Source organism: Streptomyces cinereoruber (assembly GCF_009299385.1).
GTDB lineage: Bacteria > Actinomycetota > Actinomycetes > Streptomycetales > Streptomycetaceae > Streptomyces > Streptomyces bikiniensis.
In genome coordinates, this window is the sequence record NZ_CP023693.1 from 3,664,456 (window position 1) to 3,680,270 (window position 15,815).

At 72.9% G+C, this 15,815-nt stretch carries 14 protein-coding genes and 1 tRNA gene; 8 read left to right on the top strand and 7 right to left on the bottom strand.

Annotated features, from left to right (window positions below; translation table 11 throughout):
- Positions 1–92: 92 nt before the first annotated feature.
- Both CP977_RS16230 and sp36 read right to left on the bottom strand, forming a co-directional pair.
- Positions 93–563 carry a RidA family protein gene (locus CP977_RS16230; RefSeq protein WP_062754176.1) on the bottom strand — a complete coding sequence of 157 codons (471 nt, stop codon included), beginning with the start codon at positions 561–563 and terminating at the stop codon, positions 93–95.
- Entirely contained in the window at positions 560–718 is a 159-nt protein-coding gene (sp36, locus tag CP977_RS16235) for a Sp36 family protein (RefSeq protein WP_106969341.1), read from the bottom strand. The genes CP977_RS16230 and sp36 overlap by 4 nt, the downstream gene beginning before the upstream one ends.
- Before the next feature lie 137 nt (positions 719–855).
- Here sp36 and bagA point away from each other — a divergent pair, with 137 nt between their 5' ends.
- Complete coding sequence (gene bagA, locus CP977_RS16240) at positions 856–1,818, top strand: ATPase BagA (RefSeq protein ID WP_062754174.1); 963 nt, start codon at positions 856–858, stop codon at positions 1,816–1,818.
- Positions 1,815–3,323 carry an ATPase BagB gene (gene bagB / locus CP977_RS16245; protein WP_372460719.1) on the top strand — a complete coding sequence of 503 codons (1,509 nt, stop codon included), beginning with the start codon at positions 1,815–1,817 and terminating at the stop codon, positions 3,321–3,323. Before bagA ends, bagB begins: the two co-directional genes overlap by 4 nt.
- A 70-nt stretch (positions 3,324–3,393) precedes the next feature.
- Here bagB and CP977_RS16250 read toward each other — a convergent pair whose 3' ends face one another.
- Positions 3,394–3,738 carry a WhiB family transcriptional regulator gene (locus tag CP977_RS16250; RefSeq protein WP_062754170.1) on the bottom strand — a complete coding sequence of 115 codons (345 nt, stop codon included), beginning with the start codon at positions 3,736–3,738 and terminating at the stop codon, positions 3,394–3,396.
- 505 nt (positions 3,739–4,243) lie between these two features.
- On the opposite strand from CP977_RS16250, the gene CP977_RS16255 reads away from it, so the two are divergent.
- On the top strand, positions 4,244–6,457 hold the full coding sequence (locus tag CP977_RS16255) for a transglycosylase domain-containing protein (RefSeq protein ID WP_062754168.1): 2,214 nt from the start codon (positions 4,244–4,246) through the stop codon (positions 6,455–6,457).
- Between the two features lie 76 nt (positions 6,458–6,533).
- On the opposite strand, the gene CP977_RS16260 is transcribed toward CP977_RS16255, so the two are convergent.
- A complete protein-coding gene (locus CP977_RS16260) occupies positions 6,534–6,998 on the bottom strand; it encodes a GatB/YqeY domain-containing protein (RefSeq protein WP_030206032.1) in 465 nt (154 codons plus the stop codon).
- A 73-nt stretch (positions 6,999–7,071) separates the two neighbouring features.
- Between CP977_RS16260 and CP977_RS16265 the strand changes: the two genes are divergently transcribed.
- Positions 7,072–8,010, top strand: a complete 939-nt coding sequence (locus CP977_RS16265; RefSeq protein ID WP_062754166.1) for a metallophosphoesterase — start codon at positions 7,072–7,074, stop codon at positions 8,008–8,010.
- Positions 8,011–8,109: 99 nt separating this feature from the next.
- Positions 8,110–8,183: transfer RNA gene (locus CP977_RS16270), tRNA-Pro, on the top strand.
- A gap of 135 nt (positions 8,184–8,318) precedes the next feature.
- Here CP977_RS16270 and CP977_RS16275 read toward each other — a convergent pair.
- Entirely contained in the window at positions 8,319–9,197 is an 879-nt protein-coding gene (locus CP977_RS16275; RefSeq protein WP_104860475.1) for a glycosyltransferase family 2 protein, read from the bottom strand.
- Positions 9,198–9,418: 221 nt separating this feature from the next.
- On the opposite strand from CP977_RS16275, the gene CP977_RS16280 reads away from it, so the two are divergent.
- On the top strand, positions 9,419–10,501 hold the full coding sequence (locus tag CP977_RS16280) for a serine/threonine-protein kinase (RefSeq protein ID WP_104860474.1): 1,083 nt from the start codon (positions 9,419–9,421) through the stop codon (positions 10,499–10,501).
- Positions 10,502–10,539: 38 nt separating this feature from the next.
- On the opposite strand, the gene CP977_RS16285 is transcribed toward CP977_RS16280, so the two are convergent.
- Positions 10,540–10,821 (bottom strand): hypothetical protein, encoded by a 282-nt coding sequence (locus CP977_RS16285; protein WP_062754164.1) that lies wholly within the window; start codon positions 10,819–10,821, stop codon positions 10,540–10,542.
- A 180-nt stretch (positions 10,822–11,001) separates the two neighbouring features.
- On the opposite strand from CP977_RS16285, the gene CP977_RS16290 reads away from it, so the two are divergent.
- Positions 11,002–12,873: an alkyl/aryl-sulfatase gene (locus tag CP977_RS16290; RefSeq protein ID WP_062757009.1), complete on the top strand. Its 1,872-nt coding sequence runs from the start codon at positions 11,002–11,004 to the stop codon at positions 12,871–12,873.
- 55 nt (positions 12,874–12,928) lie between these two features.
- Here the strand turns inward: CP977_RS16290 and CP977_RS16295 are convergent, their stop codons facing one another.
- Entirely contained in the window at positions 12,929–14,521 is a 1,593-nt protein-coding gene (locus tag CP977_RS16295; protein ID WP_268934019.1) for a tetratricopeptide repeat protein, read from the bottom strand.
- A 259-nt stretch (positions 14,522–14,780) separates the two neighbouring features.
- Between CP977_RS16295 and CP977_RS16305 the strand changes: the two genes are divergently transcribed.
- Positions 14,781–15,815, top strand: a complete 1,035-nt coding sequence (locus CP977_RS16305) for an Lrp/AsnC family transcriptional regulator (protein ID WP_062754162.1) — start codon at positions 14,781–14,783, stop codon at positions 15,813–15,815.

Below are 15,815 nucleotides of genomic sequence, written 5' to 3' on the forward strand. Positions count from 1 at the left end.
GCGAGCCGCCGGCCGGGGCTCCACGCGCGCGTGGGCCGGCCGCCCCGTGCGGGGTGGCCGGCCCACGCGCGTGCGTGCGGCAGGAGGGGCGGTCAGGCCTCGGTCAGCTCGACCTGGACCTCGACCTCGACCGGGGCGTCGAGCGGCAGCACGGCCACGCCGACGGCGCTGCGCGCGTGCACGCCCTTCTCGCCGAGGACGGCGCCGAGCAGCTCGCTGGCGCCGTTGATCACGCCCGGCTGCCCGGTGAAGTCGGCGGCGGAGGCGACGAAGCCGACGACCTTCACGACGCGCTTGACGCGGTCGAGGTCACCGGCGACCGACTTCACGGCCGCGAGGGCGTTGAGCGCGCACGTGGCGGCGAGCTGCTTGGCCTCCTCGGCGGTCACCTCGGCGCCGACCTTGCCGGTCACCGGGAGCTTGCCCGCCACCATCGGGAGCTGGCCCGAGGTGTACACGTAGACGCCCGACTGCACGGCCGGCTGGTACGCGGCCAGCGGAGGGACGACCTCCGGCAGGGTCAGGCCCAGCTCGGCGAGCTTCGCCTCGACGGTCCCGCTCACGACTTGGGCCGCTTCAGGTAGGCCACGAGCTGCTCGGGGTTGTTCGGCCCGGGCACGACCTGGACGAGCTCCCAGCCGTCCTCGCCCCAGGTGTCCAGAATCTGCTTGGTCGCGTGCACCAGAAGCGGCACCGTGACGTACTCCCACTTGGTCATGGGCCCGACTGTATCCGCTGCCGGGGGGCGGCTCTCCGAGGCGGCTCCACCGAGCCGTCCCCCGAGACGTCCCCTAGGGAGGTTCTCGGGGGCGGCCTCCTGATTGGGCGCGGCCGCCAGTGGTTAGGCTCGACAGCGTGAGCAGGCTCCAGGTCGTCAGCGGCAAGGGCGGTACCGGTAAGACGACGGTCGCCGCCGCCCTCGCCCTCGCCCTCGCGACGGAGGGGAAGCGGACCCTCCTCGTCGAGGTCGAAGGCAGGCAGGGCATCGCACAGCTCTTCGAGACGGAGGCGCTTCCGTACGAGGAGCGCAAGATCGCCGTCGCCCCGGGCGGCGGCGAGGTGTTCGCGCTGGCGATCGACGCCGAGCGCGCGCTCCTCGACTACCTCCAGATGTTCTACAAACTGGGCAGCGCGGGGCGGGCCCTGAAGAAGCTCGGCGCGATCGACTTCGCGACGACGATAGCGCCGGGCGTGCGGGACGTGCTGCTGACCGGCAAGGCGTGCGAGGCGGTCCGGCGGCGGGAGAAGGACGGTCGCCCGACCTACGACCACGTGGTCATGGACGCGCCGCCCACCGGCCGCATCACCCGCTTCCTCAACGTCAACGACGAGGTGGCCGGCCTGGCCCGGATCGGCCCGATACACAACCAGGCGCAGGCCGTCATGCGGGTCCTCAAGTCCCCCGAGACGGCGGTCCACCTGGTGACCCTCCTGGAGGAGATGCCGGTCCAGGAGACGGCGGACGGCATCGCGGAGCTCCGCGCGGCCGAACTGCCGGTGGGGCGGGTCGTGGTGAACATGGTCCGGCCGCACGTCCTCGACGCCGCCGCGGTACGGGCCGCCTCCGGCGACCACCGGGAGGCGATCGCGAGGGCCCTGGCCTCCGTCGGTGTCGCGGGGTCCACGAAGCTGGTCGAGCCGCTCCTCGACCAGGCGTCCGAGCACGCCCGGCGGGTGGAGCTGGAGCGGGCGCAGCGCGCCGTCCTGGAGGGCATCGGAGTCCCCGCGTACGAGCTTCCGTACCTGGGGGACGGGGGAGACATCGCGGGGCTCTACCGGCTGGCGAAGGAACTGCGGAGGCAAGGGGTGGGCGCGTGACGGAGAAGACTGCGACCACCGCCACGGGCGGGCCCGCCGCCGGACACGACGCGGCTCCCGCCCCGGCCGCCGCTGAGCGCGACACCGCCCCCGCCGGGCTCGACACCGCGCCCCTCCTGGAGCTGGATCCGCTGCTCGACGACCGGGGTACGCGCATCATCGTGTGCTGCGGCGCGGGCGGGGTCGGCAAGACGACCACGGCGGCGGCCCTCGGCGTGCGGGCGGCGGAGCGCGGGCGGCGCGTCGTCGTCCTCACCATCGACCCGGCCCGCCGCCTCGCGCAGTCGATGGGCATCGGCTCCCTCGACAACACCCCGCGCAAGGTGGAGGGCATCAAGGGCTCCGACGGCGGCGAGCTGCACGCGATGATGCTCGACATGAAGCGGACCTTCGACGAGATCGTCGAGGCGCACGCGGACCCCGCGCGGGCGCGGGCGATCCTGGAGAACCCCTTCTACCAGTCCCTGTCGGCCGGGTTCGCCGGTACGCAGGAGTACATGGCGATGGAGAAGCTGGGCCAGCTCCGGGCGCGCGACGAGTGGGACCTGATCGTCGTCGACACCCCGCCGTCCCGGTCCGCCCTGGACTTCCTGGACGCGCCGAAGCGGCTCGGGTCCTTCCTGGACGGAAAGTTCATCAAGCTGCTCATGGCCCCGGCGAAGGTGGGCGGCCGGGCCGGGATGAAGTTCCTGAACGTCGGCATGTCGATGATGACGGGGACGCTCGGAAAGCTGCTGGGGGGTCAGTTCCTCAAGGACGTGCAGACGTTCGTGGCGGCGATGGACACGATGTTCGGCGGTTTCCGGACCCGCGCCGACGCCACGTACAAGCTGCTCCAGGCCCCGGGCACGGCCTTCCTGGTGGTGGCCACGCCGGAGCGGGACGCGCTGCGCGAGGCCGCGTACTTCGTGGAGCGGCTGGCTGCCGAGGAGATGCCGCTGGCCGGTCTCGTCCTCAACCGGGTGCACGGCAGCGGGGCCGCCGGCCTCTCGGCGGAGCGGGCGCGGGCCGCCGCGGAAAATCTTGACGAGGGCCGCATTGTGGATCAGGGGGACGGGAAGACTGGTCAGCGTGGCTCCCCGGCCACCGACCCCGAGCCTTCCAATCTCGCCACCGCCGCCACACCTGCCGCATCTGCCGCACCAGCCGGGTCCGAGGCTGCCCCCACAGCCGCGACCGGTCCGGCCGCACAGCACGCCGACGTACTCGGCGACGAAGCGCGCAACGACGAAACACACGGCGACGAAACACACGACGCCGCAGCACTCGGCACCGAAGCACTCGACGCCGTGGACGTACGGCAGCTCACCGCGGGACTCCTCCGCCTGCACGCCGAGCGCATGCGGGTGCTCGCACGGGAACAGCACACGCGCGACCGCTTCACCGCGCGCCACCCCGAGGTGGCGGTGGCCGAAGTGGCCGCCCTGCCCGGCGATGTGCACGACCTCGCCGGGCTGCGGGCCATCGGCGACCGGCTCACCGGCGGGCGAACGCCCTCGGCCTGAGCCGTCTCCGTCGTCCCCGGATCGCGTCCGGGGCGTCTCCCACACGTCGGGGGCGCACGCCCCGGCGCGTCTAGCCGACCGCCGCGTACTCCTCGTACGTCGCGTCGTCGTCCATCGCCACGGGCAGCAGGCCCGCTCCGCGCTCGTACTCCGTGCGCGCGGTCTCCAGGAGCCGGCGCCACGAGGTGACGGTCGGTCTGCGGCGCAGCAGGGCGCGGCGCTCGCGCTCCGTCATGCCGCCCCACACGCCGAACTCCACGCGGTTGTCGAGGGCGTCGGCGAGGCACTCGGTCCGCACCGGGCATCCGGTGCACACCGCCTTGGCCCTGTTCTGCGCCGCTCCCTGCACGAAAAGTTCATCCGGATCGGTAGTGCGGCAGGCCGCCTGCGCACTCCAGTCAGCTACCCAGCCCATACCGGCGCCGTCCTCTCCCGAATCGAGGCTCCCCCACGGCGGCAGCGGCATATTCACCGCTGCCAGTTGGGACGTTACGGAAGGTGGGCACAGCGCAACACCCCCTTCGGGCCCAATCTTGAATGGCCCGAACGGACTATGCGTGCGCGTCAGATCACCCAGGGGAGTGATCGATGGACATGCGTGGGATAAAGGACATACCCCGCGGATATGCCCTTCCTCAGCGGTGTCACTTCGGACACCGCGTGACGCATGAGCCGGAATCGGACACGAGCTTCCCGCGTTTCGGGTCACGGGAATTCATGCCGTCGTCACAACCGGGCCTTGTTGTCGGACCGCACTGCTGTGACAGTTGTGAGCAGCTTAGGCCAAGGCCTGGGCGCGTGTCCGGCGAATGGAAACCTGGGCGCACGCGCGTGCCCGGATGTCACGGTCCGGTACCCGAACGCTCCGAGAGGCCCCCGCTCCCGCTGTTCGCTCATGTCTACGGATTAGGCTGCCCCCCATGGCAAAGAAGCGCTCGGGCGGTGGTCTGACCGGGACCCAGCAGGCCGCCAAGTTCCTCGGTGTCAGTGTGCTCGCCGGAGCCGTGCTGGCAGGCATCGCCCTGCCCGCGGCCGGGGCACTCGGGCTGGCCGCGAAGGGCACGGTCGAGGGGTTCGACGAGATCCCCTCCAACCTGAAGACCCCGCCGCTGAGTCAGCGCACCAAGATCCTCGACTCCGAGGGCGGCCTGATCGCCACGGTGTACTCGCGGGACCGGACGGTCGTCCCGCTCGACAAGATCTCCCCGTACATGCAGAAGGCGATCGTCGCGATCGAGGACGGGCGCTTCTACGAGCACGGGGCGGTCGACCTCAAGGGCGTGCTGCGCGCGATCAACCGCAACGCGCAGTCCGGCGGGGTCTCCGAGGGCGCGTCGACGCTCACCCAGCAGTACGTGAAGAACGTCTTCGTCGAGGAGGCCGGCGACGACCCCGAGAAGGTCGCGCAGGCCACCCAGCAGACCATCGGCCGCAAGGTCCGCGAGCTGAAGTTCGCGATCCAGGTCGAGGAGGAGCTGGGCAAGAAGAAGATCCTGGAGAACTACCTCAACATCACGTTCTTCGGGCAGCAGGCGTACGGCATCGAGGCCGCCTCGCAGCGGTACTTCTCCAAGCACGCCGCCGATCTGAACCTCGGCGAGGCGGCGATGTTGGCCGGACTCGTCCAGTCGCCCAGCCGCTACGACCCGATCAACGACATCGAAGAGGCGACCAAGCGCCGCAACGTGGTCCTCCAGCGGATGGCCGACGTGAAGGACATCAGCCAGGCCGAGGCGGACGAGGCGAAGGCCGCCCCGCTGAAGCTGAAGGTGAAGACCCCGAAGAACGGCTGCATCACCGCCGTCCACGGCGCCGGCTTCTTCTGCGACTACGTCCGCAAGACGATCCTCACCGACCCGGTCTTCGGCAAGACGTCCGAGGAGCGCCAGAAGCTGTGGAACCTGGGCGGCCTCACCGTCAAGACCACGCTCAGCCCGCGCGCGCAGGCCGCCGCCAACGAGGCCGCCACCGCGAAGGTCAACAAGGACGACCCGGTCGCCGCCTCGGTGGTGCAGGTCCAGCCCGGTACCGGCAAGATCCTCTCGATGAGCCAGTCCCGCCCGTACGGCCTGGATCCGAAGAAGCACGAGACGACGCTCAACCTCGGCGTATCCAACCGGATGGGCGGCAGCACCTACGGCTTCCAGGTCGGCTCGACCTTCAAGCCGATCACCGCCGCCGCGGCCCTGGAGAAGGGCATCAGTCCCGCCCAGACCTACACCACGCCGTGGAAGATCGAGCTGGAGAAGAGCTCCTTCCGCACCTGCAAGGGCACCCCCTCCGGTTACGACAAGTGGCAGCTGCAGAACGAGCTGGAGGAAGAGGCCGGCACCTGGGACATGACGGGTGCGCTCGGCAAGTCCATCAACACCTACTTCGCGCTCCTGGAGCAGCAGGCCGGCCTCTGCGAGACCGTCCAGATGGCGCGGAAGCTGGGCTACGAGCGCGGCGACGGCAAGCCGATCGAGGAGAACGCCTCGATCACCCTCGGCGGCGAGGTCAGCACCCCGCTGTCGATGGCGTCCGCCTACGCGGCCTTCGCCAACCGGGGTCTGTACTGCACCCCGGTCGCCATCGAGTCGATCAAGGCCGCCAACGGTGACAAGCTCAACGTGCCGCAGACGAAGTGCACGCGGGCGATGAGCGACCGGACCGCCGACACCATCAACCAGATGCTGAAGGGTGTCGTCGAGGACGGCACCGGCACGAAGGCCGGTCTGAGCGACCGCGACAACGCGGGCAAGACCGGCACGACCAACGAGCGCAAGGACGCCTGGTTCGTCGGCTACACCCCGAACCTGTCCACCGCGGTCTGGGTGGGCGACGACATCGGCGAGAAGGACACGTCGATGTTCAGGATCACCATCGGCGGTGAGTACTACCCCAAGGTCTGCGGCGGCTGCCTCCCCGGTCCGATCTGGAAGATCGCGATGACCGGCGCGCTGGATGCCGGACAGACCCCGTCGTTCACCCCCGTCTCCGTGCCGCGGGCCGACAAGCCCGAGGACAAGGAGAAGGAGGGCGAGCAGGGCCCGAACAAGCCGGGGAAGCCGAACAAGCCCCGCGACGGCAAGCCCGGTGACCGCAGGCCGAACATCCCCGGGATCACGCTCCCGCCGGGCATCTTCGACTGATACCGGCCCCACCGCGTAATGAGAGAGGGCGCCCCCGCATGACGGGGGCGCCCTCTCTCTTTGTCGTCTCGGCGGATCAGCCCGCGAGCAGCTTCTTCACGGCGGCGGCGACCCGGCCGCCCTCGGCCCGGCCGGCCACCTTCGGGTTCACGATCTTCATGACGGCGCCCATGGCGCGCGGCCCCTCGGCGCCCGCCGCCCTCGCCTCCTCGACGGCCGCCGCGACGATCCCGTCGAGCTCCTCGTCGCCGAGCTGCTTCGGCAGGTACGCGTCGAGGACGAGGCCCTCGGCCCGCTCGCGCTCGGCGGACTCGGGGCGACCGCCCTGCTCGAAGGCGTCCGCGGCCTCGCGGCGCTTCTTCGCCTCCTTGGCGATCACCTTCTGCACCTCGTCGTCGGAGAGTTCGCGCTTGGTCGTGCCCGCGACCTCCTCCTTGGTGATCGCGGTGATGGTCAGCCGCAGGGTCGAGGAGCGCAGTTCGTCGCGCTCCCTGATCGCGGCGTTGAGGTCGTCCTGGAGCTTCGCCTTGAGCGTGGTCATGACCCAAGTGTGGCAGGTGCCCCACCCCCACCGCCCGCGCATTTCCCTCGCGCGGGTCTGCGACGATAAGGGGATGCGCGCACGGTACGGGATCCCCCTGAAGATCACGGCAGGCCTCACGGCGACGGCCGCGGCCGGACTCGTCTACGCGGCGGGCTTCGAGGCCCGCTCCTTCCGGCTTCGCCGGGTGACGATCCCGGTACTCCCCCGGGGCATGGGCGACCTGCGGGTCCTCCAGGTCTCCGACATCCACATGGTGAGCGGCCAGCGCAAGAAGCGGGCCTGGCTCCAGTCGCTCGCCGGGCTCCGCCCGGACTTCGTCGTCAACACCGGCGACAACCTCTCCGACACCGAGGCGGTGCCGGAGGTCCTGGACGCGCTCGGGCCGCTGATGGAGTTCCCGGGCGTGTACGTCTTCGGCTCCAACGACTACTACGGCCCCAAGCTGCGCAACCCCGCCCGCTACCTCCTGGAGAAGGCGCAGGGCCGCCACGGCCTCAACGGCAACAAGCCGGCCGTCGGCGCCGTCCACAACCCCTGGGAGGGGATGCGGGACGCCTTCGACGCGGCGGGCTGGGTGGACCTGACCAACACCCGGGGCCGGCTGAAGCTGTCGGGGGCCGAGCTGGCGTTCACCGGCCTGGACGACCCGCACATCAAGCGGGACCGGTACGAGCGGGTGGCGGGCGGCCCGGACCCGGACGCCGACTTCACGGTGGGCGTGGTCCACGCCCCGTACCTGCGCTCCCTGGACGCCTTCACGGCGGACGGGTACGAGCTGGTCCTGGCCGGGCACACCCACGGCGGGCAGCTCCGCGTCCCCCTCTACGGGGCGCTCGTCACCAACTGCGACCTGGACACGGACCGGGCGCGGGGCCTCTCCACCCACACGGCCGGGGGCCACACGTCCTACCTGCACGTCTCTGCGGGCTGCGGCACCAACCGCTACACCCCGGTCCGCTTCGCCTGCCCCCCGGAGGCCACCCTCCTCACCCTGACGGCCCGCCCCTGACCCCGGGGCGACGCCCCCGAATACCGGATTTCGCCTCAGCGCGCGCGTGGGCTAAAGTAATCGATGTCGCCGCGACGTGAACGCACAGAGCAGCGACATCGGGGTGTAGCGCAGCTTGGCAGCGCGCTTCGTTCGGGACGAAGAGGTCGTGGGTTCAAATCCCGCCACCCCGACAGCCGAAACACCAGGTGAGGGCAGTTACTGGATTCAGTAACTGCCCTCACCTGTTTCTGTCCCGGGTGTCCGTTCCCGTCCCGGGCGGGGGGGGTGCGGCGCCGGAAGGCGCCGCGGCCCGCCCCCGGGCTCCGCTAGATCACCGGCGGCCGTCCCAGCCGCGTCATGCGCAGTACCGTCGACCAGCGGATCGGGGTGCGGGGGCCCGCCGGGTGGCGGATGCCCTCGGCGAAGCCGGCGAACCAGGCGCCGAGGCCCGGGAGGGAGCGGGTGCGGGCCAGGGTGAGGAGGGTCCAGACGCCGAGGTAGACGGGGACCAGGAGGGCCGGGAGGTTGCGCTTGGCCAGCCAGACGCGGTTGCGGGCCGTCATCCGGTGGTAGACGGCGTGCCGGGCCGGGCTGGTCTTCGGGTGCTGGAGGAGGAGCTTCGGCTCGTAGACGACCTTCCAGCCCGCGTCCAGGGCCCGCCAGGCGAGGTCCGTCTCCTCGTGGGCGAAGAAGAAGTCCTCCGGCCAGCCGCCGATCTCGTCGAGCATCCGCATCGACAGGCCGTGGCCGCCGCCGAGGAAGGTCGTCACCTCGCCGCCGCGCAGCGGGTCCTTCGCCCCGAGGCGGGGCACGTGGCGGCGCTGGGTCTCGCCCGTCTCGTCCGCGATGCGGAACGAGACCACGCCGAGCGCCGGGTCCCCGTCGTACAGGTCCGCGAGGCGGCGGAAGACGTCCCGGTCCACGAGGAGGCCGTCGTCGTCCAGGTCCACCACCACGTCCACGTCGCCGAACGAGCGGAGCGTGTCGAGCGCGACGTTCCGGCCGCCCGTCACCCCCCGGTTCTCCGGGAGTTCGACCCCGGTCACGCCCTCGGGCAGCTCCGGGAGCGTGCCCGTGCCGTTGCCGACGACCACGATCCGGGCGGCCGGCTCGTCCTGGTCCGCCACCGCGTCGAGCAGCGCCCGCAGTTCGGTCGGACGCGTGCCCATCGTCAGTACCGCCACACCCACACGCGGTCGCGCCACGGTCCGCTCCGTTCTCTGTTCGCCAACGGCCCTCGAAGAGCCCCGGAGGCCTTTTCGGGCGCGATGCTAGCCGCACCGCGACACCTTCCGTTCACCCGCACCACGGATGTCGTGCACCGGCAGGGCGTTCGGAGGGGGAGCGCGGCGAGGAGCGCGACCGCACGGCTCTACGCTGGTTCCCTTCCGTCAGGTTGATCGATCTTCGAAAGGGTGGTCTCCAGGTGCTGGTCGCGGACCGATATCGGCTTCACGTGTGTATCGGCCGGGGCGGCATGGGCGAGGTGTGGCAGGCCACCGACGAGGTCCTCGGCCGGGCCGTGGCCGTGAAGCTGATGCTGGCGAACGCGGCCGACCCCTCCGCGGGCGACCGGTTCCGCCTGGAGGCCCAGACCGCCGCCCGGCTCAGCCACCCGCACGTGGTGGGCGTCTTCGACTTCGGCACCTGGGACGGGAAGCTGTTCCTCGTCATGGAGCTGGTCGAGGGCGACAGCCTCGCCGGAAGCCCCTCCGACCCCCTGGTCCTGCCGCCCGAGCGGGTCGCCGTGGTCGCCGCGCACGCCGCCGCCGGGCTCGCCGCCGCGCACCGGCAGGGCGTGGTGCACCGGGACATCAAGCCGGGGAACCTGCTCGTGGACGCCGAAGGGACCGTGAAGCTGGCCGACTTCGGCATCGCCCGCTTCGTGGACGACCCCTCGGCCGCGCTCACGACGACCGGTCAGATCGTGGGCACCGGCCTCTACCTGGCGCCCGAGCGGGCCCTCGGGCAGCCCGCCTCGCCCGCCTCCGACGTGTACTCCCTGGGCTGCGTGCTCTACCAACTGCTGTCCGGCAGACCCCCGTTCCGCGCGGACACCGCGACCGCCCTGCTCTACCAGCACATCGACACCCCGCCGGCGCCGCCCACGCGCCTCGGGGTCGCGCTGCCGCCCGAGTTCGAGTCGTACCTGCTGAGCCTGCTGGCGAAGCAGCCGGAGCAGCGCCCCTCGGCGCAGGCCATCGCCGACTGGTTCTCCTCCGGCGCCTGGCGCTCCTACCACCAGGCCCCGCCCGCCCCGGGGCCGCGGCACCACGCCGGGCCCGCGCCCCTGCCCGCACCCGCGCCCCTGCCCCGGCACGTGAACGCCCCCACCCCGCCGCCGACCGCGGCCGTGGCCGCCGCGCCCTCCTCCCGGCGGCGCGAGCGCCCGGCCGCCGGCAGCGGGCTCGCGGAGCTCTCCCGGCGCCGCCCGCGCAAGACGGCGGCCGTGGCCGGTGCCATCGCCTTCGTCGTCTTCATGATGATCGGCATGGCCTGGCTCTCCTGAGGCCCCCGGTCGGCAGGTGCGCCCGCGCCCGCGTCCGCTCAGTACGACCTCGGTGCCATCACCAGCGGGTCCCCCTCGTCCGCCGGGACCAGCAGGCAGCGCGGCACGCCGGGGCCCGACGTCACCCGTACGGTCACCGTCGTCGGCGGGTCGGTCGGCAGTTCGACCGGGAGGGCGACCTGACGGTCGTGCCCGATCGTGACCCGGGCCGTCTCCTTGCCGTCCACCAGGACGTCGACGACCGCCGAGTGCCCGGTCTCCACGGTCACGGAGACCGAGTGCCCGAGATGGTCGATGTGGAAGTGGTGCCGTCGTCTCATGGGTCACCTCCGTACCTCCCAGGGTAGGTAGGGCCCGCCCCTCCCGCCCCCTTCCCGCTCCGGTGCGGTTCCGGCGTGCGCGCGTGGGGGGCCGGTGTTCAGATGGACCGGTACGCGTCCTCCCGGACCCTCTTGTACCGGTACGACGAGCACCGCCCGCGCGGAACGGAGCACCCGCCCATGAGCGACACCCTCCCCCCGTTCGAGGACACGACGGACTTCGAGAACGCCGACCGGGGCTTCCTCGCCGCCCTCGTCCCCGGCACGGTCACGGACGACGGCGGGCGGACGGTCTGGGACGGCGACGCCTACCGGTTCCTGGAGGCGGACTGCCCCGACACCGCGCACCCCAGCCTCTGGCGCCAGTCCCGGCTCTGCGCCCGGCAGGGGCTCTACGAGGTCACCGAGGGCGTCTACCAGGTGCGGGGCCTCGACCTGTCGAACATGACCCTGGTCGAGGGCGAGCGCGGAGTCGTCGTCATCGACCCCCTGATCTCCGTGGAGACCGCCGCCGCGGCCCTCGCGCTCTACCGGGAGCACCGCGGCGACCGCCCGGTCACCGGCCTGATCTACACCCACTCGCACGGCGACCACTTCGGCGGCGCCCGGGGCGTCCTCCCCCACGGCACCGAGGAGGGCGTCCCCGTCCTCGCCCCGGCCGGCTTCCTGGAGCACGCCGTCAGCGAGAACGTGTACGCGGGCAACGCCATGACCCGCCGGGCGGTCTACATGTACGGGTCGAACCTGCCGAAGGCACCGGACGCCCAGATCGGCGCCGGACTCGGCCAGACCACCTCCATCGGCACCATCAGCCTGATCCCGCCGACCGTGGACATCACGGAGACCGGCCAGGAGGAGACGGTCGACGGCCTGCGGATCGTCTTCCAGCTCACGCCGGGCACCGAGGCCCCGGCCGAGATGAACTTCCTCTTCCCCGACCTCCGCGCCCTGTGCCTGGCCGAGAACGCCACGCACAACATGCACAACGTCCTGACCCTGCGCGGCGCGGTCGTCCGGGACGCCCGGATCTGGTCCGTGTACCTCGACGAGGCGATCGAGTACTTCCACGGGCGGTACGACGTCGCCTTCGCCTCCCACCACTGGCCGACCTGGGGCCACGACGAGGTGGTGCGGTTCCTGACCGAGCAGCGCGACCTCTACGCGTACCTGCACGACCAGACGCTGCGGCTGCTCAACGAGGGCCTGACCGCGCCGGAGATCGCCGAGACGATCGAGCTGCCGCCGGCGCTCGCCCGCGCCTGGCACGCGCGCGGGTACTACGGCTCCCTGAACCACAACGCGAAGGCGGTGTACCAGCGCTACCTGGGCTGGTTCGACGGCAACGTGGCCCACCTGTGGGAGCACCCGCCGGTCGAGCTCGCGAAGCGGTACGTGGCGGTGGCGGGCGGCCCCGCCGAGACGCTCGCCAAGGCACGCGCGTACGTGGAGGAGGGCGACCTGCGGTTCGCCGCCACCCTCCTGAACCACCTGGTCTTCGCCACCGCCCCGGAGGTCCCCGTCGGCGAGGAGCGCCCGGCGAGCGCGGTCCACCAGGAGGCCAAGGAGGTGCTCGCCGGCGTCTACGAACGGCTCGGGCACGGCTCCGAGAACGGCCCCTGGCGCAACTTCTACCTCACCTCGGCGCAGGAGCTGCGGGAGGGGATCAGCGGCGAGGTGATCGACATGACCAACCCCGAGATGGCGGCGGCCCTCACCGTCCCCATGCTGGTCGACTCGCTCGCCGTCGCCATCGACGGGCCGCGCGCCTGGGACGACGACCTGACCGTGGACCTGGTCCTGACGGACGACCCGGAGGGCGGGCGGCGGCGCCTCACCCTGCACAACGGCGCCCTCACCCACCGGACGGTCACCGACCCCCGGACGCCCGCCGGGCTGACCCTGACCCTGTCCAAGCCGCAGCTCCTCGGCCTGCTCGGCGGGCAGGGGCCCGGGGAGCTGGGGGTCGGGGTGGAGGGCGACCCCGCCCTGTTCGCCCGCCTCCTCTCGTACGTGACGAAGCCGGACCCGCGGTTCCCGATCGTGACGCCGTAACCAGTGAGGACCCTCTCCAGGGCTCCCCGGGCTTCCAGGGGGCTCCTCAGGGCCCTCAGGGCTCCTCGGAGAGGGCGAACAGGCCCAGGCGCGCGCCCTCTTCGTGCGCCCGGCGCAGCCCCTCCCCGCCGAGCGCCTCCCGCAGGGCCCGCTCGCTGCGCCTCCGCGCCGTCGCGGCGGAGGCCGCCGGGCGGTACGCGTCGCCGAAGGCGGAGGTCCGCAGCACGTCCACGGCGCCCAGGAGGTGGACGGCGGCCACGGGCCTCCCGGTCGCGATCCGCAGCTCCGCGAGGAGTTCGGCCGCGCAGGACGCGCCCGCCGCCGAGCCGAGCGTCAGATGGCCGCGCAGCGCCCGCCGGGCGTGGTCGGCGGCCCTCTCCCGCTCCCCGTCCCAGGCGAGCAGCTCGGCACGCGCGTGGTGCGCCCAGGCGTCCGCCCACAGGTCGCGCCCCGCCCAGGCCCACCGCCCGGCGCGTTCGAGCGGCAGCCGGTCCAGGGCCTCCTGCGCCGCCTCCGGGTCGGTGCGGGCGAGGGCGAGGGCGAGCCCGGCCCAGCCCATCTCGCGGCCGGGGCCGAAGTCCGGCGGCACCTCCGTCAGGGCCAGCGCCTCCCGGAACTCGGCCGCCGCCGCGCGCGTGCGCCCCTGGTACAGGGCGGTGGAGCCGCGCAGCTGGGCGAGCAGGCCCAGGCAGCGGTCGTCGCCGTCGCGCACGGCCGCCGCCCAGGCCCGGACGAGGAGCGGGTCGGCGTCCTCGGGGCGGCCCGCCTCCAGCTCCAGGTGGGCGGCGAGCCACAGGGCGCGGGCGGGCGGCGGCCCGGGGTGCAGGGCGAGGGCGTGCCGCAGCCGGGCCCGGCCCTCGGCGACCCGCCCGCAGGCCACCCACAGGAACCACAGGGAGACCGCGGTCTCGACGCTCGTACCGGCCTCGGCGCCCGGGGACAGCGGCGCGGTCGTGGGGTCCATGGCGGCGGCCAGGTCCGGGAGTTCCCGCAGGGCGAGGTCGCGGGCGTCGAGCTGCCGCCCGCTCTGCCAGCGGTCGGCGGCCCGCCGGGCGAGCCGGGCGCACCACCCGCGGTGGCGCAGGACCACGGACGGGCGGTCGCCGCGCTCGGTGAGCCTGCGGGCGCCCACCGCGCGCACGGGGAGCGGCATCCAGTAGCGGGGCGCGTCCTCCTCGCCGTCGAACAGGTCGTCCACGGGCAGGAGCGCGAGGGGCGCGAGCCGGTCCAGGACCGTCTGGACGCGGGTCGGGGGGAGCGTGCCGGAGGCGCACACCTCGCGGACCGCGTCCCGGCAGAAGACGCCCTCGAAGACGGAGAGCCGCTCCCACAGGAGCCGTTCCTCGGGTCCGCAGCGGGCGTATCCGCTCTCGGCGGCGGCGAGCTGACCGGCGGTCACGGGCTCGCCCCACAGCAACTCGACCTCCGGACGGCCGCCGAGGCCTCCGGCTCCCCCGCTCCCGGATCCCCCGGTGTCCCCGCCCCGGGCGGCCCCGGCACCCTCGACGCTCCCGGCGTTCCCGGCGCTCCCGGCACCCCCGATGTCCCTGATGTGCCCGATGCGCCGGACACGCCCGGTCGTGCCCGCGGCCGGTTCCCCGGCCGGTCGGCCGGTCAGGCGTCCGTTCCCCCGCAGATGCCCCGTCATCCCCGCCCTTCCCTGCTCATTTCCCGCTCGTTCCCCGCCCGCTCCCGCCGGGCCCCGTTCCGGCCCGCCCACGCGCGCGCGTGGCGGGGCTCCGGGTCGTCGTGTCCACGGGCCGTGCCCGCGCGCCGTGTTCGCGCGTTGTGCCCGACGTCATGGCGAAGGCCACCGCCACGGGATTGAATGCACGTGCCCAGGTGCACATCCTGGGGCGCCTCGGAAGCCGGGGGCGGGGTTTGCCGGGGATCGGCCAAGGAGACACATGGATACCGGGGAATCCGTCCTGGGAGAGGCGGATCTGGCACTGATCCACGCACTGCAGATGGCTCCGCGCGCCAGCTGGACCCAGCTCTCGGCCGTCCTGGAGGCGAGCCCCGACACCCTCGCCCGGCGCTGGGAGCACCTCAGCGGCAAGGGCTACGCCTGGAGTTCCCTGCTCGCCTCCCGGCACGGCAAGGAGTCCACCCTGTACGCGTGGGTGGAGCTGGAGTGCGTCGCCGGGGCCATCGAGGCCACCGCGGGGGAACTCTCGGAGGACCCCTGCACCCTCGGCGTCCACCAGGTGACCGGCGACGCCGACCTGGTGCTGCTCGTCGCCTCCCCGGACCTCTACGCCCTCGACGCCTACCTCGCCGACCGGGTGCGGCGCCTGCCCGGGGTGCTCAGGTGCCGGGCGCAGGTCGTCACGCGGCTGCACAACCGCCCGTACCGGTCGCGGATCGACCAGCTCACCCCCGGGCAGGTCCAGCTCCTCACGGAGCTGACGGGCGGGGAGCGCCGGAACCGGACCCACGCGCGCGCGTACCCGTACGTCACCGACCTGGACCGGCGGATCGTCGCGGAGCTGGCGGGGGACGCGCGCCGCAGCGCCGCCGAGCTCGCCCGGCAGTGCGGCACGAGCGAGTCGACGGTACGGCGCAGGCTGGACGTCCTGGCGGCGACCGGCGCGTTCCACCACCACTGCCTGCCCGCGCCGCGCTTCTCCGGGCGCCCGATGTGGGCGCTGGTCACGGCGGACATCCCGCCCGTCGAGGTGCCGGAGACGGTCGCCGCGCTCGGCCGGCTGCGCCAGACCCGGCTCGTCACCTCGGTGACCGGGCCGTACAACCTGGCGCTCGCGATGTGGCTCCGTACCGTCGACGAGCTGCACGAGGTGACGACGGCGCTCGTGCGGGCCGCGCCGGCGTTGCGGATCACCGGCACCTCGCTCTCGCTGCGCACGCACAAGATCGGGGCGCAGGTCCTCGGGCCCGACGGGCGGCGGACGCACCACGTGCGCCCGGAGCGGAGCCCCTGA